This window comes from Kitasatospora sp. NPDC002040 (assembly GCF_040296785.1).
GTDB lineage: Bacteria > Actinomycetota > Actinomycetes > Streptomycetales > Streptomycetaceae > Kitasatospora.
Genome location: NZ_JBEOXV010000006.1, coordinates 173,434 through 197,160, shown reverse-complemented (window position 1 = coordinate 197,160; position 23,727 = coordinate 173,434). Strand labels below are relative to the sequence as shown.

Below are 23,727 nucleotides of genomic sequence, written 5' to 3'. Positions count from 1 at the left end.
CTTGTGCGCGATCCGTGTACCCAGCTCGAAACGGGGAGTGACCCCCATTTCCTGGCGGTACTGTAGCACCAACGGGGAGTGGTCCCCGTTTCAGTGACTGACTAAGGTGGGCCCATGACGGATCAGCAGGCCGCGCCCCGGCGGCGGGACGCCCGGCGCAACCGTGAGGCGCTGGTCGAGGCGGCGGCCGAGCTCTTCGCGCAGCAGGGGCTCGGCACGCCGCTGGATGTGATCGCCCGCCGCGCGGGCGTCGGCAACGCCACCCTCTACCGGCACTTCCCGACCCGGGAGGACCTGATCGGCGAGGTCTTCGCCACGGCGGGGTCGGTGCTGGCCGAGGCGGGGGAGGAGGCGCTCGCGAGCGAGGACGCCTGGACCGGGATCGAGCGCTACTTCAGCCGGATCTTCGAACTGGTCGGCGCCAACCGGGGGTTCAACGACCTGGTGACGATGGCCATCCCGAGTGTCCCGGCGCTGGCCGAGATGAGCCACCGCAACGCCGCGACCGTCACGGCCCTGATGGTCCGGGCGCAGAAGCAGGGGACCATGCGCCTGGATGTGGTCCCGATGGACCTGCTCTTCCTGCTCGGCCCGCTCTGCCGGGCGGTACCGGCCGCCGACGATCTCCGCCCCGGCGTGTGGCGGCGCTACCTGGCGCTGCTGCTGGCCGGCTTCCACGCCCGGGCCACCGACCCGATGGCCGAACCGCCGGTCGGCGAGGAGCAGTTGGACCAGCTCTTCGCCGGGCTCTGGGAGGCGGAGGGGTGACCACTCCGCCCCCCGGGCGGCATCGGCCCCGCGCTCACTCCCCGGCGTAGGCCCGTTCCAGCGCGGCCAGGTCGAACTTGCCCATCCGGAGCATCGCCTCGGTGGTCCGCCGGGCCTTCTCCGGGTCGGGGTCGGCGATCATCTCGATCAGGGCGGTCGGCACCACCTGCCAGGAGACGCCGTACCGGTCCTTGAGCCAGCCGCACTGCGACTCCTGGCCTCCCTCGGTGAGCCGGCTCCAGTAGTAGTCGATCTCGGCCTGGTCGGCGCACGGGATCTGGAACGAGACCGATTCGTTGAACTTGAACAGCGGCCCGCCGTTCAGGCCGACGAACTTCTGGCCGTTCAGCTCGAACTCCACCGCGAGCACCGAACCGGCCGGGCCCGGGCCCGCCTCGGTGTAGCGGCCGATCCGGCCCAGCCGGGAGTTCCTGAACACCGACAGGTAGTACTCGGCGGCCTCCTCGGCCTGGTCGTCGAACCACAGACAGGTGGTGAAGCGGTCGTCCGTGCTCATCCGGGTGCCTCCCTGGCCGACTGGCTGCGCCGGAGCCGGCGCCCGAAAAGTGAGCATAGGACCGAATCGGCCGGGAAGGCGCGGGCGCCGCGCGGAGGTCAGCCAGGCAGCGGAGCGGGCAGCGCGGCGCAGAGGCGGTCGAGCTCCTCCTCGGTGTTGTAGTAGTGCACCGAGGCCCGCAGCAGCGACTCCAGCCCCCGCTCGGCCAGGTCCCAGCGGGCCGAACCGAGCAGCGCGGCCGAGACGTTGATCCGCTGCGCCCTGAGCTCCGGCACCAGGGCGGCGCTGTCGTGGCCGGCCACGGTGAAGCTGACGATGCCGCACTGCCGCGTGCCCCGGTCGTGCAGCGTCACCCCGGGCAGGGCCAGCAGCCGCTCCCGCAGGCCCGCCGCCAGTGCGGTGACCCGGGCCTCGATCGCGGGCAGCCCGAGCCCCAGCGCGTAGTCCACCGCGACCCCGAGGCCGATCCGGCCGGCCAGGCTGCTCTCCCAGCTCTCGAACCGGCGGGCGTCGTCCCGGACCCGGTACGAGTCCGGGCCGGTCCAGCTCGCCGAGGAGAGGTCCAGGAACGGCGGCTCGAGGGTGTCGAGCAGCCGCTCCGAGCAGTACAGGAAGCCGGTGCCGCGCGGCCCGCGCAGGTACTTGCGGCCCGGTGCGGTGAGCAGGTCGCAGCCGATCTCCCGGACGTCGACCGGCAGTTGGCCGATCGACTGGCAGGCGTCCAGCAGGTACACCGCCCCGGCGGCGCGCGCCACCGCGCCGATCTCTGCGGCCGGATTGACCAGCCCGCCCTGGGTGGGCACATGGGTGATGCCGATCAGCTTCACCCGCTCGTCCACCAGCTCGCGCAGGGCGGGCACGGAGACCTGCCCGTGCTCGTCGTCGGGCACCAGCTCGACCTGCACCCCGTACCGGTCGGCGGTCTGGAGGTACGCGATCGCGTTGCTGGCGTACTCCGAGCGCGAGGTCAGGATCCGGTCGCCGGGCTGCCAGCGCAGCCCGTAGAACGCCATGTCCCAGGCCCGGGTGGCGTTCTCGTGCAGGGCGATCTCGTGGCGTCCGGCGCCGATCAGCTCGGCCAGCGCGTCGTAGGTGTGCTCGATCCGCCCGGCCGCGGCGGCCGCGGCCTCGTAGCCGCCGGACCGCTCCTCCAGCCGCAGGTGGTCCACCACCGCGTCCACCACCTGACGCGGCGGCAGGGACGCGCCGGCGTTGTTGAGATGGGTCACCCCCGCGCAGCCCGCCGTGTCCTGCCGGGCCAGCTCGACGTCGATCGGCACTGCGGCCTCCTGTGGTCCACCGTTGGTGGTCACACGATAGGCAGGTCCGGGCCGCGCGGGGCGGACGGATGTCAGCTGCCGTAGAGCAGTTCCACATCCTTGCGGTAGGCGGCCATCACCGCCTGCCGTTTGACCTTGAGCGACGGGGTGAGCAGACCGCGCTCCTCGGTGAAGTCACCCGCGACGATCCGGACCCGGCGGATCGACTCGGCGCGCGAGACGGCGGCGTTGACGGCCTGGACGGCGGCGGCGACCTCGGCCGCGACGGCGGGGTGCAGCGGTACGGCGCTGTCGACCGGGAGCACCGGGGCGCCGGGGCCGGACGGGGGCCGCTCCAGGAACTGGGCCAGCGTCTCGGGGTCGAGCGTGACCAGGGCGGCCACGTGGGAGCGGCCGTTGCCGACCACCAGGCACTGGCTGATCAGCGGGTGGGCCCGCAGCCGGTCCTCCAGCGGGGCCGGGCTGACGTTCTTCCCGCCGCTGGTGACCAGGATCTCCTTCTTCCGGCCGGTGATGGTGAGGTAGCCGTCCGGGTCCAGCCGGCCCAGGTCGCCGGTGGCGAACCAGCCGTCCAGGAAGGGCGGTTGGGCCGCCGGGTCGAGGTAGCTGGTGAACAGCTGGCCGCCGCTGAGCAGCACCTCGCCGTCCGATGCGATCCGGACCGCGGTGCCGGGGACGGGCGGGCCGACCGTCCCCGGGCGGGGGCGCAGCGGCGGATTGACGGTGGAGGGCCCGGTGGTCTCGGTCAGGCCGTAGCCCTCGTAGACGATCACTCCCGCACCGGCGAAGAACAGCAGCAGCTCGGGGTCGAGCGAGGAGCCGCCGCTGATCGCGTACCGGACCCGGCCGCCCATCGCGGCCCGGACCTTGCGGTAGACCAGCGCGTCGTAGAGGCCGTGCACCAGCCGCAGCCCGAGCGGGGCCCGGGGCCCGTCACCGGCGACGGCGGCCAGCTCGGCCCGGGCATAGCGGACCGCGACCGCCACCGCGCGGTCGTACACCCGGGCGGCGCCGCGCGCCTGGGCCTCGACCCGGCCGAGGTGGTGGATCTTCTCGAACAGGTAGGGCACCCCGACCAGGAAGGTGGCGCCGAACCCGGCCAGGTCGGGCCGGAGTTCGGCCGGCTTGAGCGAGGGGCTGTGGCCGGTCCTGATCCGGGCCAGCACACAGGTGACCTGGATCATCCGGCCGAGCACGTGGGCCAGCGGGAGGAACAGCAGGGTGGACGGCGGCTCGGCCGAGACCGCCTCGAACACCGGCCTGAGCAGGGCCTGGCAGTTGGCGGCCTCGTCCAGGAAGTTCCCGTGGGTGAGGCGGCAGCCCTTGGGGCGGCCGGTGGTGCCCGAGGTGTAGATCAGGGTGGCCTCCGAGCCTGGGCCCGACTCGGCCCGGCGGCGGTCCAGTTCCGCGTCCGGGACGGCGGCGCCCGCCTCGGCCAGCTCGGCCACCGCGCCCAGGTCCAGCCGCCAGAGCGGGAGCTGGGTACCGAGGCGGGCCAGCGCGACGGTCAGCACCTCGGCGCAGCCGGCGTCCTCGGCGACGGCGGCGACCGCGCCGCAGTCGCCGGTGATCCACTCGGCCTGCTCGGCCGAGGAGCTGGGGTAGACCGGGACGATCACCGCACCGGCGGCCCAGGCGGCGAAGTCCAGCAGGGTCCACTCGTAACTGGTCCTGGCCATCAGGACGATCCGGTCGCCGGGCCGGATCCCGGCCGCCACCAGGCCCTTGGCGGTGGCGGCGACCTCGGCGGCGAAGGCGGCGGCGGTGACGTCGGCCCAGGCGCCGTCGGCGCCCCGGCGGGCCAGCACCACCGCGTCGGGGGCCTCGGCGGCGTTGCGGAACGGCAGGTCGGCGAGGCTGCCCTCGGTCTGCGGCGGTACCAGGGGCGCGGTGCGGGCCTCGACGATCCGGTCGCCGTCCTGCCGTACGTCCACCCGGGCGCGGTTGCGCAGGTGTTCGGCGCGGGCGGCCCGGACGAGGGGGTGGGCCATCAGCTGGTCTCCTCGGGTCCTGGGGTCTTCGGGTCGGGTTCGGTTCAGCGTTCGAGCAGTGCGGTGATGCCCTGGCCGCCGGCGGCGCAGATCGAGATCAGGCCCCGGACCGGGCGGTCACCGGTCCGCTCGGCGGCCAGTTCGTGCAGCAGCTTGGCCAGGGTGGCGGTGATCCGGCCGCCGGTGGCCGCGAACGGGTGGCCGGCCGCGAGCGAGGAGCCGTTGACGTTCAGCCGGTCCCGCTCGACGGTGCCCAACGGGCCCGGCAGGCCGAGCCGTTCGGTGCAGAACCGCGGGTCCTCCCAGGCCGCCAGGGTCGCCAGTAGCTGGGAGGCGAACGCCTCGTGGATCTCGTACCGGTCCAGCTCGCCCAGGGTCAGCCCATGCCGGGCCAGCAGCCGGGGCACCGCGAACACCGGCGCGGTGAGCAGCCCGTCGGCCTCGGGTGCGTCGGTGCCGGGGACGAAGTCGACCGCGGCCACCTCGGTGTCCACCAGGTACGCCAGCGGCTCCAGTCCGCGCGCCGCGGCCCACTCCTCGCTCGCCAGCAGGACCACGGCGGCGCCGTCGCTGAGCGGGGTGGAGTTGCCCGCCGTCATGCTGGCGTCCTCCCCGTCGGTGCCGAACACCGGCTTCAGGCGGGCGAGTTGACCGGCCGAGGAGTCGGGGCGCAGGTTCTGGTCGCGGTCCAGGCCGCGATGGGGGGTGACCAGGTCGTCGAAGAAGCCCCGCGCGTACGCGGCGGCCAGCCGCCGGTGGCTCTCGGCCGCGAGTTCGTCCTGCTCGGTGCGGCCGATCCGCCACTGCCGGGCGGTGCGGGCGGCGTGCTCGCCCATCGAAAGCCCGGTCCGGGGTTCGGAGTTGACCGGCAGGTCGGGGACCAGCTGGCGCGGTCGCAGCCCGCCCAGCAGGGTGGCCAGCCGGCGGCCGGTGGAGCGGGACTGCTGGGTGCGCAGCAGCAGTCGGCGCAGCTCGTCGTTGAGCCCGATCGGGGCGTCGCTGACGGTGTCGACGCCGCCGGCCACGCCGCAGTCGAGCTGCCCGAGCGCGATCTTGTTGGCCACCAGGGTGATCGCCTCCAGGCCGGTGCCGCAGGCCTGTTGCAGATCGCAGGCGGGAGTGCGGTGGTCGAGCCGGCTGCCGAGCACCACCTCCCGGGTCAGGTTGAAGTCCCGGGCGTGCTTGAGCACCGCCCCGGCGGCGACCTCGCCGATCCTGACCCCGGCCAGGTCGAAGTGGTCGATCAGCCCGTCCAGGGCGGCGGCGAGCAGCTCCTGGTTGGTGGCCCGCGCGTACGGCCCGCCGGCCCGGGCGAACGGGATGCGGTTGCCGCCGAGGATCGCCACCCGGCGTACGGTCCTGGTCATCTCTGGCTCCCTGATCGAAGGACGGCCCCTGGTGCTCGACCGGGCCCAGGGTATTTACTCTTCAGTAAACTTACTAGGGAGTAAGGGGTATCGATCCATGGCCGGTCTGCTGCAGCAGGTCATCGAAGGCCCGGTGGGGCGCGGCGTGCTGCGCCGCCTCGGCGCGCCCGTCGCCGCGGAGCTGGTCCGCCACCGGGCCGGGCAGGCCCCGTTGGGCGGGCCGGTCCTGCTCGGCGGCACCGCGAGCGCCCGCCTCGGCGCCGCGCTGGCGGCGGCGCTCCCGGCCGGGCCCGCCGGGCCGCGCCCCGCCGCGCTGGTCTTCGACGCCACCGGGCTGGAGGGCACCGACGGGCTGGCCGAGCTGTACGAGTTCGGCCACGCCTCGGTCCGCGAACTGGCGCCCGCCGGGCGGGTGGTGGTGCTCGGCGAGGTACCGGGGGCAGGCGGCCCGGGAGCGGCACTGGCCGCCCAGGCACTGGAGGGCTTCGTCCGCTCGCTCGGCAAGGAGCTGCGCGGCGGCTCCACCTGCCAGCTGCTCCAGGTCGCCCCGGGCGCCGAGCAGTGGATCGACTCCCCGCTGCGGTTCCTGCTCTCACCCCGCTCGGCGTACGTCTCCGGCCAGGTGATCCGGGTGGAGCCGGCCGCGACCGCCCCCGCGCGCCGCTCACTGGCGGGCGCCGTGGCCGCCGTCACGGGCGCGGCGGGCGGGATCGGTGCGGCGATCGCCGAGGTGCTGGCCCGGGACGGCGCCACCGTGGTCTGCCTCGACCTGCCCGCCCAGCAGGACGGGCTGGCCCGGACGGCGGAGCGGGTCGGCGGCCGGGCCCTGGCCGTCGACCTGACCGGACCGGACGCGGCGGAGCTGATCCGGACCGAGCTGGCCGGGGCCGGCGGGGTGGACGTCTTCGTGCACAACGCGGGCATCACCCGCGACCGCACCCTGGCCCGGATGACCCGGCCGGAGTGGGACGGCGTGCTGGAGGTGAACCTGGGTGCGGTGCACCGGACCACCGAGGCGCTGCTGCGCGGCCCGGAGCCGGTGCTGCGCGACGGCGGTGCGCTGGTCTGCACCTCCTCCATCGGCGGCATCGCGGGCAACAGGGGGCAGACCAACTACGCGGCGAGCAAGGCCGGTCTGATCGGGCTGGTCCGGGCGCTGGCCCCGGAGCTGCGCGGGCGCGGCGTCCGGGTCAACGCGGTGGCGCCCGGCTTCATCGAGACCGCGATGACCGCCCGGATGCCGCTGCTGGTGCGCGAGGCCGGGCGGCGGATGAACAGCCTGGCCCAGGCCGGGCTGCCGGTGGACGTCGCCGAGACGGTCGGCTGGCTGGCCGACCCCGCGAACGCGGGGGTGACCGGCCAGGTGCTCCGGGTCTGCGGCCAGTCGCTGCTGGGGGCCTGAGATGGACCGGGTCCTGGGCAGCTACCTGCGGGCCGTCACCCGACGGGGCGTCAGCGGCGGCGGGCTGCCGGAGCGGCGCCTGCTGCTGCCCGAGCGGGCGGCCGACCCCGGGCGGCTGGCCGACTACCGCCGGATCTGCGGCTTCCCGGCCGTCACGGCCGTCACGGCCGCCCCGGCCGACGGGCCGCTGCCGCCGACCTACCCGCACCTGCTGGCCTTCCCGGCCGCGCTCCGGCTGATGACGGCCCCCGGCTTCCCGCTGCCGCTGCTCGGGCTGGTGCACATCGCCAACACGGTCGGCATCCGGCGGCCGGTCGCGGCCCGGGAGCCGCTCGCGGTCGAGGTGTGGACCGAGGGGCTGCGCGAGCACCCGCGCGGCACGGCGTTCGAGGTGGTGGCGGTGGCCCGGGCGGCGGGGGAGGAGGTGTGGGTCTCGCGCAGCACCTACCTGCACCGGAGCCGTCCCGGCGGCCCGCCCGTCCCGGTGGCGGCCGGGGTCGAGCCGCTGCCGGGTCCGTTCGAGAGCTGGCCGCTGACCGGTGCCACCGGGCGGCGGTACGCGGCGGTCAGCGGGGACCGCAACCCGATCCACCTGTCCGCCCTGACCGCGCGGCCGTTCGGCTTCCGGCGGGCGATCGCGCACGGGATGTGGACCAAGGCCCGGGCGCTGGCCGCGCTCGGCGACCGGCTGCCCCCGGCGGCCGAGATCGAGGTGGCGTTCCGGGCGCCCGTCCCGCTGCCCGGCACGGTACGGTTCGCGGCGGCCGAACGGGACGGGCGGACCGAGCTGCTGCTCACCGACCGCGCGGGCACCCGGACCCATCTGCGGGGGAGCGTCACGGCCCGTCAGCTCCCGTAGCCCTCGCCCTTGCCGCGGCGCTCCAGGCCGATCCAGATCAGGTTCATCAGCCGGCGCGCGGTGGCCTCCGGCTGCTCGCCTGGCACCGTGAGCGCCCAGTCGGCCAGCGCGTCGGCCGCGCCGACCAGTGCGTGCGCGATCGCCGCGGCCTCCCGGCGGAGCGCCGCGTACCCGCTGCCGCCCTCCCGGGCCTGGTCCAACTCCATCGACTGCCGGACCAGTTCGGTGACGGTGTCGACGATCTCGGCCCGGGCCCGGGCCAGTTGCTCGGCCACCGCACCGCTCTGCGACCTGGCCTGCTGGTAGAGCACCACCCAGCTGTCCCGGTTGGCCGCGACGTAGCCGAAGAACGCCGTCAGCCCCTGCATCAGCCGCTCGCCGGGCTCGTCGGCGGGGGAGCGGGCGGCGCTGCCGATGCTGTCGACCAGCCGGTCCGCCTCGCGCGCGATGCAGGCGCTGAAGGTCTCCTCCTTGGAGCCCAGGTACAGGTACAGCAGCGGCTTGGAGACCTGGGCCCGCTCGGCGATCTCGTCCATCGAGGTGGCGTGGAAGCCCCGGGCGGAGAAGACCTGCACCGCCGCGTCGAGCATCTGCTGTTCGCGGACCTTGCGGGGGAGTCGCTTTCGGGACGGTTCCGGGTGCATCTTGCCAGCCTATCTGACCGAGCCGTAACCTTACTCTCAAGTAAACTTACTCCGGAGTAAGAAGGAGTCGCCCACCATGACCTCCCTCGACGGGCTGGATCTCGACCGCCTCGACTTCGCGGCCATCTCGCCCCAGGACTTCGCCCAACTGGTCCGGGGCACCGGGAAGGCCGCCCTCGCCGACATCGTCGCCGGACCCGCCCGGGGGCGGATCCTGGACGAGGTGTTCGGGCGGATGGAGACCAGGTTCAAGCCCGAGGTGGCGGGGCGGCTGAACGCGCTGGTCCGCTGGCGGATCAGCGACCCGGGCCAGGACGACGCGGTGTACGAGACCGCGATCGCCGACGGCGCCTGCGTGCTGCGCAAGGGCGCCGGGGAGGCGGAGCCGAGGCTCGGACTCACCCTGACCGCGGCCGACTTCCTCCGGCTGGTCTCCGGCAACGCCAACGGCGTCACGCTCTTCATGACCCGCAGGCTCAAGGTCGCCGGTGACCTCGGCCTGGCCTCCGGGCTGACCCGCTACTTCGACATCCCCAAGGCCTGAGCCCCGCCTGCGCAGAAGGAGCCCCGCATGAGCTTCAACCTCGACCTGACCGACGAGCAGACCGAACTCCGGGACTGGGTCCACGGGTTCGCCGCCGACGTGGTCCGCCCGGCCGCCGCCGAGTGGGACGAACGGGAGGAGACGCCCTGGCCGGTGATCCGGGAGGCGGCGAAGATCGGCCTGTACGGCTTCGAGTCGCTGGCCGAGATGTGGGCCGACCCGACCGGGCTCTCGCTGCCGGTGGCCAACGAGGAGCTGTTCTGGGGCGACGCGGGCATCGGCATGTCGATCTTCGGCACCACCCTCGCGGTGGCCGGGATCTTCGCCAGCGGCACGCCCGACCAGGCGATCGAGTGGATCCCGCAGTGCTTCGGCGACGAGCAGGACCCGAAGCTGGCCGCCTTCTGCGTCTCCGAGCCCGGGGCCGGCTCGGACGTCAGCTCGCTCCGCACCCGGGCCCGGTTCGACCAGGCCAGGCAGGAGTGGGTGATCAGCGGTCAGAAGGCCTGGATCACCAACGGCGGGATCGCCAACGTGCACGTGGTGGTGGCCTCGGTCGACCCCGAGCTGGGCGCGCGCGGCCAGGCCGCGTTCATCGTGCCGCCCGGCACCGCCGGGCTGGTGGGCAACCGCAAGATCAAGAAGCTGGGCCTGCGCGCCTCGCACACCGCCGACGTGTTCCTGGACGAGGTCCGGGTGCCCGCCGAGTGCGTGCTCGGCGGGAAGGCCAAGCTGGACGAACGGCTGGCCCGGGTCCGCGAGGGCGGCGCGGCCAAGGCGCAGGCCGCGATGGCCACCTTCGAGCTCAGCCGCCCCACGGTCGGCGCCCAGGCGCTCGGCATCGCCCGGGCCGCGTACGAGTACGCACTCGAATACGCGGGTGGGCGCGAGCAGTTCGGGCGGCCGATCCTGCACAACCAGGCGATCGCGTTCGCGCTGGCCGACCTGCGGACCGAGATCGACTGCGCCCGGCTGCTGATCTGGCGGGCCGCCTGGATGGGCCGCAACGACCGGCCGTTCACCGCGGGCGAGGGTTCGATGTCCAAGCTCAAGGCGGGCGAGGTGGCGGTGGCCGCGACCGAGAAGGCGGTGCAGATCCTCGGCGGCGCGGGCTACAGCCGGGAGCACCCGGTGGAGCGCTGGTACCGGGACAGCAAGATCTACACCATCTTCGAGGGGACCAGCGAGATCCAGCGGCTGGTGATCGCCCGCGCCATCTCCGGGCAGCCGATCCGGTAGCGGACCGAGGGGCGTGGCCGTCCGGACCCGATCAGGAGGTGGTGAGCGCGAGCCGCAGCTGCTCCTCCTCCACGATCCGGACGGCCAGGGACCGTTCCGAGATGTCCACCGCCTCCGGCGTCGACTCGGCGGTCTCGCTGCGGCGGGCGTAGTGGTCGAACTCCCGGCTCTTGGCCCGGAGGATCTCCACCATGCGCTGGTCGACGCTGTCCGTCGCCAGCAGCCGGTGGACCTGCACCGGCCGTACCTGGCCCATCCGGTGGGCCCTGGCGACGGCCTGGCTCTCCAGGGTCGGCTTCACCTGCGGCTCGCACAGGATGACCACCGACGCGGCCTGGATGTTGAGGCCGATGCCACCGGCCTGGATCTGACCGAGCAGCACGGCGTGGCCCGGCTCCGCACCGAACCGGTCGACCAGGTCCTGCCGCCGGGCGGCCGCCAGGCCGCCGTGGATCGGGCCGAGGGCGTGCCCGCCGAGCGCCTCCTGCACGGTCGCCAGCACGTCCTTGAAGTACGAGAAGACGATCACCTTGAGCCCGTTCTCGGCGGCCTCCCGCACAAGTTCCTTGAGGCGCAACAGCTTTGCCGATCCGGCCGGGTCCGCGTAGGCGGCCCGGCGCATGGCCATGAAGTTCCCCGAGGCGACCGCCGACCGGTAGGCGGCCTGGTCGGTCGGGGAGAACTCCTCCCAGGCGTCTACCTGGACGACCGCCGGGAGTTCGGCCAGCACGTCCTGCTGGTTGCGCCGCAGGTACGCCGGTGCGACGGCTTTGCGGAAGGCCGCCGGGCTTCCGACTCCGGTGCTGCCGCCCGGCGGACCGAGGAGATCCGGCTGCAGGTACTGCACCAGGCTGCGGAACTCCTCGACCCGGTTCTCCATCGGGGTCCCGGTCAGGAAGAGCACGTGCTCCGCCTGCTCCGCCCACTCCGCCACCGCCCTGGAACGCTGCGCCGTACGGTTCTTGATGAAGTGCGCCTCGTCCACCACCAGCATGCCGACCGGCAGGTCCGACAGGTGGTCCAGCCGGCGCAGGCCTTCGTAGGTGGTGACACCGACACCGCCCCGACCGCGCCAGTCGTCCACGGCCGCGTCGCGCTCCGGGCCGTGCAGGCGGAGGGCCGGCAGCGTGCTGCCGGACTCGATCTCCCTGGTCCAGTTCACCAGGACGCCGGCCGGACAGACCACCAGGAAGCGGGTCCGCCCGGTGGATCGCAGGTGGGCCATGGCGGCGACGGCCTGCACGGTCTTCCCCAGACCCATTTCGTCGCCGATGATCACCCGCTGCTGCGCCAGCGCGAATCGGACCCCGAACGCCTGGTAGCCGCGCAGGGAGATCCTGCTGTGGGTGTCGTCCAGCGGCTCGGCCCGGATCCGCTCGGCCAGGTCCTGGGGCAGGTCACCCTCCGACGTGACCCGGCCGGCCGGGCCCGATCCGGTGACCTGGTCGAGCACGGTGTAGAACTCGGCCGCGTACAGCTCGAAGTCGATCCAGGCCTCGGCGGGCGACACCGGTGGGCGCAGCAGGTCCACCGACGCCTGCGCGAACGCCGTCGGCAGCTCCTGCTCATCGGCCCGGAAGGTCAGCGCCTCCAGCTTGCGGACGGCCTCCAGCGCCGTCGCCCGCTGCTCGCGGCCGACGAACAGTGCGCGCAGGGCGCCTCGGAGCGGGCGCGCGGCGGTCAGCAGCGGGGCCAGGTCGAGCTCGGTCCGCTCGGCGGCCGCGTGGGCGCGGCGCACCTCGTGGCCGGCGGTGACCAGCCGGTGCACGGCGGACACCAGCGCGGTGGCGGCCGGGCTCCGGTCGCCGGGGTCGATCCGGACCGCCACGGTCCGGCCGACCGCCTCGGCGAGCTGCCGGGCTGCGCCGATGGCCTGAGCGGCAGTCAGCTCACCCACGCCGGGGTGCAGCCGCAAGGTGTAGGCGGTGGTGTCCCGGACCTGCCGGACGGTCGTGTAGCCGGCCTGCTCCAGCGCGGCCAGCCGGAGCCCGCCGCCGGTGACGTCCTTCAGCCTGGCCAGCGGGATGCGGTCGAGTTCCGCCTCCACCAGCGCTTCCTGGAGCGGGGCCAGGGCCAGGCGGACCCGCTCGACCGCGTGCTGGTGGTCGCCGATGACCGTCCGGGCGGCGGCTTGCAGGCGTTCGGCCCGGAGGATGGCGGCCCGGGGCTTCCGTACGGTCGGCTCCGGCTGCCCCACCACGACTCCTGCCGTCATCGGCTCCACCTGTCGGAGCCGGATCCCGGTCATGATTCCACCTGTTCGCCGGGGCGGGTCCAGCCGCCGGAGCGGGAGCCGGAGTTCGGCCCGGGTGCGGTGCACAGCCCTCCGGCGCCGGACGCGTCGGCTGCTCCGGATCTTCCGGTCACATCATCCACACGGCGGTGGTGGGCTGACTAGGATCTGCACTCTGTGTGCGAACGCGCCGACTCTGCGCGTTCGGCAGAACACCGAGAGGGGACAGCGTGGAATCCGCCCAGGAGACCAGCCACCGAATCGACCTGCTCGACAGCGATCCGCTGCGGTCCCGGCGCGAGGCCCGCGAGCTCGTGGCCGAGTTCGCCGACGCGGGCCTCACCGCAGTCGTCCAACTGCCCGAGCCGCAGGCACCGGACGGGGAGGCCAAGGGCGTTCCGGTCCTGGAGACGGTGAGCGTGCTGCTCGCGGCCGGGTCGCTCGGGGTCGCGGTGCTGCAGACCTGGCTGGCCCGGTCGCCGGGCCGCACCATCCGTGTGGTCAGAGCCGACGGGGCGCAGCTGGAGATCTCCGGCCGAGAGGTGCGGCAGGACTCCGAACTGGTGGAGCGCTTCCTCGGCGAGCGGGCCGAGCAGGCCGAGCAGGCCGGCCAGGCCGAGCGCTCCGAGCAGGCCGGGCAGGCCGAGCGCGCTGAACGGGCCGGACGTTCTGAGCGGGCCGAGCGCGCCGGCAACGGGTCCGGATCGGTCGGCTGAGCGCGGCCGATGAGCGACAACGACCGTTACGCGCTGCTGGTCGGCGTATCGACGTACGACAGCGCCAGGTACCACGAACTCCCGGCGGTACGAGCGGATCTGCACTACATGCAGGCGGTGCTGGAGAGCACCGAGATCGGCATGTACAACGACTGCGCCGTGGTCGCCGAGCCCACCCGGGCCGAGATGCTGCGGGCGATCGAGGACTTCCTCGGCGAGCGGCAGGCCAGTGAGACCGCCCTGGTCTACTTCAGCGGGCACGGGGAGTTCTGCGAGCAGGACAACCAGCTGTACTTCCTCACCCGTGACTCGGACCCGGCGGACCTGCCGGGGACGGCGGTGTCGGCGGAGTTCCTGGAGCGGATGCTCCAGGACTGCCGGGCGGCCTCGAAGATCGTGCTGCTGGACTGCTGCTCCAGCGGGTCGGTGGTGCAGGGATGGACCGCGAAGGGCGCGACCGCGGAGGAGCTCCGGGGCGGCGCGGAGGCCGGCCGCAGTACGCTGCTGCACCCGACCGGGGTGTACTTCATCACGGCCTCCGACGCGCTCCAGGTCGCCTCCGCGATGGCACCGGAGGGCTCCTCGCTCGGCACGTCGCGGTTCACCGGCGAGATCGTCGAAGGGCTGCGCAACGGGCGGATCAAGGACAGCGGTTGGATCACCCCGGACGACCTGTTCACCTTTCTCACCCAGCAGATGACGAGCCTCGGGGTCCCGGAGGAGCAGCGTCCGACCAAGTCCACCATCCGCGCCACCCGGGACCTGGTGTTCGCCCGCTCGGTGGCGCAGCCGGTCTTCCTGCCGCCGCTGCCGGGAGCCGGTCCGGCCGGTCCGGCGCCGTCGCCGGCGCTGCTGAAGGCGCGGGCCCGGGTCGACTCCGACGCGCAGGACGGCGTCGACTGGAAGCGGTTGCTCCAGTACTACCTGGCCTGCATCGCTGCGGAGTCGGCCTCGGCCATGCTGCCCGACCGGGACCGCGGCGAAGGGCAGGACTACGTCCTGCACGGCTCCGGCAAGGAGGAGGTCCAGGCCGGACTGGCCCGGTCCCTGGCGGCACCCGCGCTGCCCCGGGGCAGGGACGCGGACAAGACCGAGTACTGGTACGGGTACCCGGTCGTCACGCTGCCCGCCGCCGGCGGCCGCCGGGGCAAGACCGCGGTGCGGGTGGCCCCGCTGCTGATACAGCGGATGGAACGGTCCCCGGACCCGGACGGCCGGGACGTGCTCCGGCCCGCCGGGGTGCCGTCGGTGCACGCCGGGCTGCTGGCCGAGCTGCTGACCCAGGACGAGGCCGGAGAGCTGGCCGCCCGCTGGCAGCCGACCTGGCAGGACGGGAACAGCGGCCAGATGCTCAAGGCGGTACGGCAGTTGCTGACCGAGCTGCACCTGCCCGAGCTGGAGCCGCTGGACATCTCGGTGCTGAACGACACCGGCGTGCGCAGCTCGCTGCGGCGGGGGGCGCACAACGCCGCCATGCTGCTGCTGACCTCCGGTGCGGACAAGTTCGCCGAGGGGCTGGTGGGCAACCTGACCGAGATCGCGGCCAAGGCCGACCAGATCTCCCGCACCGCGCTCGGTGCGCTGCTGGCCGGATCGTCGGCCGCAGCCGACCCCGAGGCACAGCGGGCGGTGACCGTGGTGGCCGCCGGACCCTCCAACGAGAGCCAGCAGCACGTGGTCCGCGCGGCGATGACGCAGCCGGTGACCGTGGCCACCGGCCCGCCGGGCACCGGCAAGAGCGAGGTGGTGACGGCGGTCGTCACGACCGGCAGCCAGGCCGGGCAGACGGTCCTGGTGGCCTCCACCAACAACGAGGCGGTGAACGTGGTCGCGGCCCGCTGCGACGACATCGCCCCGGGGCTGATGATGCGGACCGGCAATGTCGAGGCGCGCGGCCGGGAGGCGGAGAAGCTGGAGCGCCTGCTCCGCGAGCCCCCCGAGCAGCCCGCCCGCAACTCCGCCACCGCCATGGGCGAGTTGCGCCATGCCTGGGCCCGTTCGCTGGACGGACGGCGGTCCGCCGCCGAGTACGTCCGGGCGGAGGGGCGGTTGGCCGACCTGCTGCGGACCAGGGCGGCGGCCGCGCAGTCGCTCGGGATCCAGCCGGAGGTGCTCGCCGGGGGCGGGCTCGGCTCCGGCGACCTGCTCCGGCAGTGCGAACGCCGGGCCCGGAGGGCGCTGCGGGCCCGGGTGCTGGCCGGTCTGCGCCGGGCCCGGGCGGCAAGGGCGTTCGTCCGGGCGGTGGCTCCGGAGGTACGGGACCACCTGGTGGCCGCGGCCCTGGCGGAACCGCTCCGGTTGGCCCTGCTGGCCGACCTCTGCGGCGCCGAGGCGGATCTCCGTGCGCTGACGACCGCACACGAGCGGTACGACGAGCAGCAGTTGGGGGAGGACCGGCTCCGGGACACCGCGCGGATCACCGAGCTGTCCCGGGAGGCGGCCGGGGCCACCTCGGCGGAACGGCTACGGGCGGCAACAGAGGTGATGAACCGTCGACTCCAGTCGCTCCGTCAGCAACGGGGTTTCCAGAAGAGCCAGAAGCAGCTGATGGCGCAGGTCAAGGGCTGGGGGATCAGCACGCACTCCGTCCGCCAGCTCGAACTCTCGACCGGCCTGGTCGACCTGGTGGTGATCGATGAGGCCAGCCAGTGCTCGATCCCCGCCGTGCTGCCGCTGCTGTTCCGGGCCGAGCGCGTCCTGGTGATCGGCGACCCGATGCAGCTGGGGCACATCGCCTCGATCTCCCCCGAGCAGGAGCGCCAGGCCCGGGAGCGGGCGGGGCTGTCCGCGGCCTGGCTGGAGGAGCACCAACTCTCCTACCGCACCAACTCGGTGTACGACGCGGCGAGCCGGGGGACGGCCGCGCTGCTGCTGGACGAGCACTACCGCTGCCACCCCGAGATCGCCGACGTGGTGAACGGGTACTGCTACGCGGGCCGGCTGCGGGTGCTCACGGACGTGCGCGGCCATGTCCCGCCGGTGGACCTGTCCCAGGGGTCCGGGCGGTCCTCGGTGCTCACCTGGGTGGACGTCCCGGACGGTGCCTCGGCCCCGGGCGAGGGCGGCGGATCCTGGCGCAACCAGGCCGAAGCGGCCGCCGTCGAGCGGGTGGTGGCCGAACTGCGCCGCCGGCTCCCGGCGAAGGCGACGATCGGTGTGGTCACTCCGTTCCGGGCGCAGAAGGAGGACCTGGAGCGCAGGCTCAGGGAGTACGACGTCCGGGTCGGTACGGTGCACGCCTTCCAGGGCGGCCAACGGGACGTCATGGTGCTCAGCCTGGTCGCGGCCGGGAACACCCCGGCCGGTACCGCGCACTGGGTGGGCGGTCAGGTGAACCTCTGGAACGTCGCGATCACCCGGGCCAAGTCCCAGTTGATCACCGTCGGCACCCACGGCTTCTGGCAGGAACACCCCGGCCTGCCCGCCGAGTTGGCCAGGCGCTCGACCCTGGTGGCAGCGGCGGGTGCCGACCGGCGGCCGACCGGGGCGGCGCCGCTCGCAGCTGTCCCGTCCCCCGGACGCGAGGCCCTGGCGGACCGGCTTCAGGCACATCTCGGTGACCACGGCCACCATGCGCTCGAACGTGGTTCGGTCGTCGGCGGCCACCCGGTCGACCTGCTGGTCACGGGCCGGGACCCGGTGACCGGTGAGCCGGAGAACATCGCGGTGCTGATCGACGAAGGGCCGGCCGAGGGCGAGGAGCCGGCCCGGCACCTCCGACTGGTCCAGGCCCGGGGGGAGTTGCTGGTCGGGCTGCCCTCGGGCGGCTACGGCGCCAAGGCCGGCCCGGTGGCCCGCTGGGTCCGGGTGCCGGCCTGGCTGATCCTGTCGGGGCGGCCGGTGCCCGGCCTGACGGATTGACCGGACTGCGCCGTTGGCCCCCTGTCTCGTTGCCAGGGGGCCAACGGCGCACTCGGGATCAGCAGTTGACCGCTACTGGGAGACCCGGACGTAGTCGACCAGCATCTTCTGCGGGAACACGGTGGTGCCGTCCGGCGCACCGGGCCAGTCGCCGCCGACCGCGTTGTTGAGGATCAGGTAGAACGGGTGGTCGTAGACCCACGGCCCCCGGGTCTGCTCCAGGGTGGTGCGGTCGACGGTGAAGAAGGCGTTGCCGTCGACGGAGAAGGTCATGTGGCTGGAGTCCCAGTCCATCCCGTAGACGTGGAACGCGGACGCGAAGTCGCTGCCCGGCACGGTGTACGGACTGCCGTACCCGCCCGCCCCGTTGTAGGCGGGGGCGTGCAGGGTCGAGTAGACCGTGTCCGCGACCTTGCCGACGTGCTCCATGATGTCGATCTCACCGGAGTTGGGCCACGGCGTGCCGGTCCGGAAGTTGGCGCCGAGCAGCCAGAACGCGGGCCAGATCCCCTGCGTGCCGGTCACCTTGATCCGTGCCTCGACATGGCCGTAGGTGAAGTTGAAGTGGTCGGCGGTGTTGATCCGGCCCGAGGTGTACTGGCAGGTGGTGCTCCCGCTCAGCGGGTCGCGCGGGCAGCTCGAGCCCGGAGTCACCTCCTTGCGGGCCTCGATCACCAGGTTGCCGGTGCCGTCGTGGTAGCTGTTCCGGTTGCCGGTGGTGTAGTACTCCAGCTCGTTGTTGACGCCCGGTCCGGCGTCGGCGGTCCACTTGGAGGCGTCCGGGGCCGTCCCGGCGGGGGAGTTGAACTCGTCGCTCCAGACCAGGTGGGTCGGGTTGCCCGGGTTCGGCGGCAGTGCGGGCGGCGGGGTCGGGTTGCCGCCGGTGCCGTACACGTCGAAGCCCCAGAGCGAGTAGCCGTACGGGGTGCCGCGCTGGGTGCCGTACATCCGGACGTAGCGGCCGGTGCCGGAGACGTCGATGCTCTCCTTGAACCCGGCGCCGGTGCTGGTCGAGTAGATGGTGGTCCAGTTGCTGCCGTCGGCGGAGGTCTGCAGTTGGTAGGCCTTGCCGTAGGCCGGGTCCCACTGCAGAACGACCTTGCTGATCGCGGCGGTTGCGCCCAGGTCGACCGCGATCCAGCCCGGGTCGACCCAGCCGGTGGTGTCGCTGCTGGCCCACCGGGTGGCCGGGTCGGCGTCGAAGGCCTTGGCCGGGGTGCAGCCCGAGCAGAAGCCGCTGTCCTGGAAGGTCGAGGCGGTGGCGGGCTTGCCGTAGGAGAGCAGGACGGCCGAGCTGCTCGGCGGCCCGCCCGTCAGGACCTGGAACTCCCAGAGCGAGTAGCCGTACTGGGTGGCGCGCTGGGTGCCCAGGACGCGGACGTAGCGACCGCTGCCGGTGACGGTCAGGTTCTCGGTGCCGCCCGCGCCGGTGCCGGTCGAGTAGATGGTGGTCCAGGTGCTGCCGTCGGTGGAGGTCTGGAGCTGGTAGGCCTTCGCGTACGCGGCCTCCCAGACCAGGCGGACGCCGCAGAGCGACTGGACCGAGCCGAGGTCGACCTGGAGCCACTGCGGGTCGCTCGCGGCGCTGGACCAGCGGGTGCCCGGGTTCCCGTCGACAGCGGCGGCGGTCGGGGTGCCGCCGTTCTCGGTCGAGGACGCGGTGGTGGGCCGGTTGAGCGCGGCGTCGGTGCTGCCGCAGCCGGTGCCGGCGGCGCTGCCGTAGACCTGGAACTCCCAGAGCGAGTAGCCGTACTGGGTGGCGCGCTGGGTGCCGAGGACGCGGACGTAGCGGCCGCTGCCGGTGACGGTCAGGTTCTCGGTGCCGCCCGCGCCGGTACCGGTCGAGTAGAGGGTGGTCCAGGTGCTGCCGTCGGTGGAGGCCTGGAGCTGGTAGGCCTTCGCGTACGCGGCCTCCCAACTGAGCACCACCCGGCTGAGGGTGGCGGTGGCGCCGAGGTCGACCTGGAGCCACTGCGGGTCGCTCGCAGCGCTGGACCAGCGGGTGCCGGTGTTCCCGTCGACGGCGGCGGCGGCCGGGGTGCCGCCGTTCTCGGTCGAGGAGGCGGTGGCCGGGCGGCCCTGCGAGAGCAGGGCGTCGGCGGCCCGGGCGGGGGTGCCTCCGCCCAGGGCCAGCACCAGGCCGGCCAGCAGTGCGGTCACCAGCAGCAGGACGAGGGGTGGTCGGGCAGTCAGGCGACGTACGGACATGGCGGCTCCTGTCGGACGGTCCGGAGACGGGTGGGGGAGCGCTCTCCGAATGGGCCGATGGTTACGGAGCCGCCGACGAAGCGTCAATGACTTGAACAGATATGGACCGTACTTCCCCTGATTCCTGAAGACTGATCAGGGACAGACCAGTACATAGGGGTTGCATCCCGTGTGGTGGTCAGGGTCGATCCTCCAAGTAGTGATCCGGATGAGCGCGGCGAACCCGGGGTAGACGGGGAGAATGACCGATGTGCGAGCGACTCTGATCGGGAACGTACGCCGGTACCTCCGCGACCCGGTGGTCCACCTGACCGTACGGGCCACCCTCGCGGCGACCCTGGCCTATGCCGTCGCGGTGCAGCTGAGCACCGAGCCGGCGCCGCTCACCGCGCCGCTGACGGCGCTGCTGGTGGTGCAGGTGACGGTCTACTCGACCCTGACCACCAGCATCCGCCGGGTGAACTCGGTGGTGGTGGGGGTGCTGATCGCGATCGGCTTCAGCGCCGTGATGGGCCTGAGCTGGTGGAGCCTGGGCCTGATCATCCTGGCCTCCCTGACGATCGGCCAGTTCGTCCGGGTGGACGAGTTCGTCAACGAGGTCGCGATCAGCGCGATGCTGGTGCTGGGTGTCACCCGGCTCGCCACCCAGGCCTGGGACCGGGTGCTGGAGACCCTGATCGGCGCCGGGGTCGGCCTGCTCTTCAACCTGCTGTTCGCACCCCCGGTCTGGATCGACACGGCCGGCGAGTCGATCGAGGACCTGGCCCGCCGGGCCCGCCACCTGCTGCTGCGCCTCGCCGAGCAGGTGCACGGCCCGATAGAGGTGCACCGGGCCGCCGCCCGGCTGCACGAGGCGCGCGAGCTGGACCAGGCGATCGCCGACGTGGACGCCGCGCTCCGGCAGGCCGAGGACAGCCTGCGGCTCAACCCCCGGATCTCGGAGGGCCTGCTGTCCAGGCTGGTGCTGCGCACCGGCCTGGACACGCTGGAGATCTGCGTGGTCGTCATCCGGGTGATGGCCCGGTCGTTCACCGACCTGGCCAAGCGCCGCAGCGCCGAGGAGGCGCTGTTCCCGCCGGACGTCGCGCTCGCGCTGGAGGAGCTGATGGCCCACATCGGCGGCGCCCTGGTCAGCTTCTCGGTCCTGGTCACCACCCAGGTCAGCCGCAACGCCGAAGCCGCCGAGCAGCGGCTGGCCGACGAGCTGACCGCCGCCCTGGCCAGCCGGGAGAACGTCGCCCGCCTGCTGCTGGAACGAGTGCAACTACATCCGGAGGCCTGGCAGTTGCACGGCTCACTGCTGGCCGAGCTGGACCGGATCCTGGACGAGCTCGACCTCGAACACCGCTCCCGCCGGCTGATGGAGGAGCTGGACCGCGCCGCCGTCGCCAAGGCCGAGCGGTTCACCGCGCTGCACCGCCTGCGCGGCCTGGTCCGGGGGTGACCGCCCTCAGATCCGGAGGTCGGCGGAGACCGGGGCCGGGGTCCACCGGTCGGTCCGGGGGCGGGCCGACTTGATGCCGTACTCGCCCTTCAGCTCCTCCGGGACGGCGTACTGCATGACCCGGCCCCGGGTCAGCGAGCTGAGCTCCAGCTCGGTGACCCAGCGGCCGAAGGTGTCGAGCACCCACTCGCCCAACGGGCCGCTGTCCTCGATCCGTTCGAGCAGGCCGAGCAGGACCGGCGCCGTCTTCACGGCGGTGTCCCAGGTGGAGGAGCGGGGGATGTCGAGCCAGTCGGCCGAGGTGTCCCCGATCAGGTAGCGGATCAGCGCGGCCACCACCGGGTCGAACAGCGTGCCGGGGACGACCTCCTCGTACAGGTCGATCAACTGCCGGGTGAGCAGCGCGCCTTCGGCGGACGGACCCATGTGCCGGGCCATGTAGCGGTCGGAGAAGTCCCGGGCCGAGGCCAGGTCGACCGGCACCGAGGCGGGGTCGCAGCCGAGCATCGCGCCGACCACCCGCCAGGCGTAGTAGTAGGACTCGGCGCCCTCCACGGACATGTGGATGCCGAGCCGGTGCAGCGCGTCCAGGACCTGGACCGAGAACATCATCTGCCCGCCGATCATGTCCTCCTGACAGATCGGCACCCCCAGCGCGGCCTCGTCCCAGCGCCCCTCCCGGCGCAGGTGGTGGCGGATCGACGCGTGCAGCAGCCGGACCTTCTGCGCGGCCGGTACGAACCGGCTGTCCGCCTGGAACGCGTCCGGCCGCATCAGGTAGACGGTGAACTGCCCGGTCTCAGCCATCCGGCGGGACGGGTACGCCAACGAGTGGGTGGCACTGAGCAGTCGGGCGATGTGCGGGACCAGGTAGCAGGCCGGCATCGCGGCGAACGAGAGCGCGGTGGAGATGTGCACGTTGTTGTCGATGAAGAACAGCCGGGCCTTCTCCATCTCGCCCCAGTCCACCCAGCTCGGCGGGGCGGCGGTGGCGGCGAGGTACTCCCTGGCCACGTCCGGCAGGCCGTCGGGCAGGTCCTGCCCGGACCGGTCGAACCAGCGCATCAGGGTGTTGAACTTCCCCATCTCGCCCCGGGCGAACAGCTCCGCCACGGTGGCGTCGGCGAGTTCGTCGCCCTGGAGCCGGAGGGCGTCCGGCTGGTGGTGGTTCACTGGCGTGTCGCCCATGGTCGTTCCTCCGGGTTCGTCATGCGTCACGGGCGACCAGCGCGGACACCAGCCCGCCGAGCGCCTGCGCGGCGTCCGGGGGGAGCTGGGCCCGCGCGATCGCGGTTCGGGCGGCCGAGGCGCGCTCCTCGATCATGGACTCGACCCGGCGACGGGCGCCGGAGCGCTCGATCACGCCCCGGGCCGTCCGCAGGTCGGCGGCGTCCAGGTCGGGACGGCCGAGCAGGGCGGTCAGCTCCTTGCGGTCGGTCTCCCCGGCCCCGGCCAGCGCGATCGCCACCAGCACGGTCGGCTTGTGGCCCCGCAGGTCGTCCAGGTCGGACTTCCCGGTCACCGCCGGATCGCCGAACACCCCCAGCAGGTCGTCCCGGAGCTGGAACGCCTCGCCCAGCGGCAGCCCGTACGCGCTGAACGCCGCCAGCGTGCGGGCGGGGGCGCCGCCCAGGGCGCCGCCGATCTGCAGCGGGTGCTCGACGGTGTACTTCGCGGTCTTGAACCGGATGATCTCCAGCGACCGCTCGGCCCGCGCCGCCGCTCCGGTGCCGAGGATCTCCAGGCACTCCCCGGCCACCAGCTCCCGGGCCAGCACCGCCCAGAGCGGCCGCGCCCGGGCCAGGTACGCGCCCGGAAGCCCGCAGGAGGTGAACAGCTGGCCCGCCCAGGACAGCAGCAGGTCGCCGACCATCAGGGCCAGCGCCCGGCCCCCGGCCTCGCGGCGCCCGGGCTCGCCGATCGCCGTCCGCAGCGCGATGTGCGCCGTCGGCGCGCCCCGGCGGGTGGCGCTCTCGTCGATCAGGTCGTCGTGCACCACGGCGGCCGCGTGCACCAGCTCCATCGCGGCCGCCGCCCGGACCACCGCATCGCTGTCCGGCTGTCCGGCGGCCCGCCAGCCCCAGTAGCAGAACGCCGCCCGCAGGCGCTTGCCCTCCGCCACGGCGGTGGTCAACTGATCGGCCACCGGCTTCAGTTGCTCGCTCACCGCGACCAGCTGCGCGGTCTCCTCGCGGGCGTGCTCGTGCAGGACCCGGTCGACCCTGGCCCGGAAGGCCCGGGCGTCATGCACCGCCGGTGCCGCTCAGCCGGGCGGCGGCGATCCTGGCCAGCTGCTCCATGTGCGCCTCGGGCACGGCGTGCCGCTTGAGCGCCAGCTCCCCGCGCGCCTTCAGATCCTGGTGCCCCTCCCGGGCCAGCTCCCCGAGGTCGTCCCGGCGCAGCAGCCCGCGCAGCAGCCCCGCCCCGCGCTCCACCCGGCTCAGGGCCAGATCGGCCAGCCCGGCCACGGCGTACACCAGGTCCTCGCCCGAACTGCCTTGCCCACGGCGCTCGTTGCTCACCCCGAGTCCCCTCTGTCGACTGCTTCCGTGCGGACTCTAACCAGCGCTCCGGAGCACTCGGGCGATCTTCCCCGGAAGTCACTCTCCGGGGTGATCGCCGGTGTCCGACCGTCGGAGCGCGGAGGTGCCCGG

18 protein-coding genes are annotated in these 23,727 nt (G+C 73.4%); 8 read left to right on the top strand and 10 right to left on the bottom strand.

The features are described 5' to 3' along the window. The first annotated feature begins 114 nt into the window (after nucleotides 1-114). Nucleotides 115-768: a TetR/AcrR family transcriptional regulator gene (locus ABT118_RS17895; protein WP_350669490.1), complete on the top strand. Its 654-nt coding sequence runs from the start codon at nucleotides 115-117 to the stop codon at nucleotides 766-768. A gap of 34 nt (nucleotides 769-802) precedes the next feature. Here ABT118_RS17895 and ABT118_RS17890 read toward each other — a convergent pair whose 3' ends face one another. The 4 genes from ABT118_RS17890 to ABT118_RS17875 form a co-directional block, all read right to left on the bottom strand. Continuing rightward, nucleotides 803-1,285: a VOC family protein gene (locus ABT118_RS17890; protein ID WP_350669489.1), complete on the bottom strand. Its 483-nt coding sequence runs from the start codon at nucleotides 1,283-1,285 to the stop codon at nucleotides 803-805. A gap of 98 nt (nucleotides 1,286-1,383) precedes the next feature. After that, nucleotides 1,384-2,565 (bottom strand): aminotransferase class V-fold PLP-dependent enzyme, encoded by a 1,182-nt coding sequence (locus ABT118_RS17885; RefSeq protein WP_350669488.1) that lies wholly within the window; start codon nucleotides 2,563-2,565, stop codon nucleotides 1,384-1,386. A 71-nt stretch (nucleotides 2,566-2,636) separates the two neighbouring features. After that, a complete protein-coding gene (locus tag ABT118_RS17880; protein ID WP_350669487.1) occupies nucleotides 2,637-4,556 on the bottom strand; it encodes an AMP-dependent synthetase/ligase in 1,920 nt (639 codons plus the stop codon). 44 nt (nucleotides 4,557-4,600) lie between these two features. Next, on the bottom strand, nucleotides 4,601-5,923 hold the full coding sequence (locus ABT118_RS17875) for an acetyl-CoA C-acetyltransferase (protein WP_350669486.1): 1,323 nt from the start codon (nucleotides 5,921-5,923) through the stop codon (nucleotides 4,601-4,603). 97 nt (nucleotides 5,924-6,020) lie between these two features. Here ABT118_RS17875 and ABT118_RS17870 point away from each other — a divergent pair, with 97 nt between their 5' ends. Then, a complete protein-coding gene (locus ABT118_RS17870; RefSeq protein ID WP_350669485.1) occupies nucleotides 6,021-7,325 on the top strand; it encodes a 3-oxoacyl-ACP reductase in 1,305 nt (434 codons plus the stop codon). 1 nt (nucleotide 7,326) lies between these two features. Continuing rightward, nucleotides 7,327-8,184 (top strand): MaoC/PaaZ C-terminal domain-containing protein, encoded by an 858-nt coding sequence (locus tag ABT118_RS17865; RefSeq protein ID WP_350669483.1) that lies wholly within the window; start codon nucleotides 7,327-7,329, stop codon nucleotides 8,182-8,184. Here the strand turns inward: ABT118_RS17865 and ABT118_RS17860 are convergent. Beyond that, nucleotides 8,172-8,828, bottom strand: a complete 657-nt coding sequence (locus ABT118_RS17860) for a TetR/AcrR family transcriptional regulator (protein ID WP_350669482.1) — start codon at nucleotides 8,826-8,828, stop codon at nucleotides 8,172-8,174. The genes ABT118_RS17865 and ABT118_RS17860 overlap by 13 nt on opposite strands. Nucleotides 8,829-8,904: 76 nt before the next feature. On the opposite strand from ABT118_RS17860, the gene ABT118_RS17855 reads away from it, so the two are divergent. Both ABT118_RS17855 and ABT118_RS17850 read left to right on the top strand, forming a co-directional pair. After that, nucleotides 8,905-9,372, top strand: a complete 468-nt coding sequence (locus tag ABT118_RS17855) for an SCP2 sterol-binding domain-containing protein (protein WP_350669481.1) — start codon at nucleotides 8,905-8,907, stop codon at nucleotides 9,370-9,372. Between the two features lie 27 nt (nucleotides 9,373-9,399). Beyond that, a complete protein-coding gene (locus ABT118_RS17850; protein WP_350669480.1) occupies nucleotides 9,400-10,611 on the top strand; it encodes an acyl-CoA dehydrogenase family protein in 1,212 nt (403 codons plus the stop codon). Between the two features lie 31 nt (nucleotides 10,612-10,642). Here the strand turns inward: ABT118_RS17850 and ABT118_RS17845 are convergent, their stop codons facing one another. Continuing rightward, nucleotides 10,643-12,826, bottom strand: coding sequence for a DEAD/DEAH box helicase (locus ABT118_RS17845; RefSeq protein WP_350669479.1), 2,184 nt, complete (start codon nucleotides 12,824-12,826; stop codon nucleotides 10,643-10,645). Nucleotides 12,827-13,074: 248 nt separating this feature from the next. On the opposite strand from ABT118_RS17845, the gene ABT118_RS17840 reads away from it, so the two are divergent. Next, nucleotides 13,075-13,560 carry an effector-associated constant component EACC1 gene (locus ABT118_RS17840; protein ID WP_350669478.1) on the top strand — a complete coding sequence of 162 codons (486 nt, stop codon included), beginning with the start codon at nucleotides 13,075-13,077 and terminating at the stop codon, nucleotides 13,558-13,560. 9 nt (nucleotides 13,561-13,569) lie between these two features. After that, a complete protein-coding gene (locus ABT118_RS17835; protein ID WP_350669477.1) occupies nucleotides 13,570-17,421 on the top strand; it encodes a caspase, EACC1-associated type in 3,852 nt (1,283 codons plus the stop codon). A 72-nt stretch (nucleotides 17,422-17,493) separates the two neighbouring features. Here the strand turns inward: ABT118_RS17835 and ABT118_RS17830 are convergent, their stop codons facing one another. Beyond that, nucleotides 17,494-19,629, bottom strand: a complete 2,136-nt coding sequence (locus tag ABT118_RS17830) for a discoidin domain-containing protein (RefSeq protein ID WP_350669476.1) — start codon at nucleotides 19,627-19,629, stop codon at nucleotides 17,494-17,496. A 241-nt stretch (nucleotides 19,630-19,870) separates the two neighbouring features. Between ABT118_RS17830 and ABT118_RS17825 the strand changes: the two genes are divergently transcribed. Then, the gene (locus ABT118_RS17825; RefSeq protein ID WP_350669475.1) at nucleotides 19,871-21,073 is read left to right on the top strand and encodes an FUSC family protein; all 1,203 of its coding nucleotides are present in this window, start codon (nucleotides 19,871-19,873) and stop codon (nucleotides 21,071-21,073) included. A 6-nt stretch (nucleotides 21,074-21,079) separates the two neighbouring features. Here the strand turns inward: ABT118_RS17825 and ABT118_RS17820 are convergent, their stop codons facing one another. From ABT118_RS17820 to ABT118_RS17810, 3 genes are read right to left on the bottom strand one after another with little or no spacing between them, the layout of a single operon-like run. Continuing rightward, nucleotides 21,080-22,261, bottom strand: a complete 1,182-nt coding sequence (locus ABT118_RS17820) for an oxygenase MpaB family protein (RefSeq protein WP_350669474.1) — start codon at nucleotides 22,259-22,261, stop codon at nucleotides 21,080-21,082. 19 nt (nucleotides 22,262-22,280) lie between these two features. Then, on the bottom strand, nucleotides 22,281-23,324 hold the full coding sequence (locus ABT118_RS17815; RefSeq protein WP_350669473.1) for a polyprenyl synthetase family protein: 1,044 nt from the start codon (nucleotides 23,322-23,324) through the stop codon (nucleotides 22,281-22,283). Further along, nucleotides 23,317-23,595, bottom strand: a complete 279-nt coding sequence (locus ABT118_RS17810) for a polyprenyl synthetase (protein ID WP_350669472.1) — start codon at nucleotides 23,593-23,595, stop codon at nucleotides 23,317-23,319. The genes ABT118_RS17815 and ABT118_RS17810 overlap by 8 nt, the downstream gene beginning before the upstream one ends. Nucleotides 23,596-23,727 lie beyond the last annotated feature (132 nt).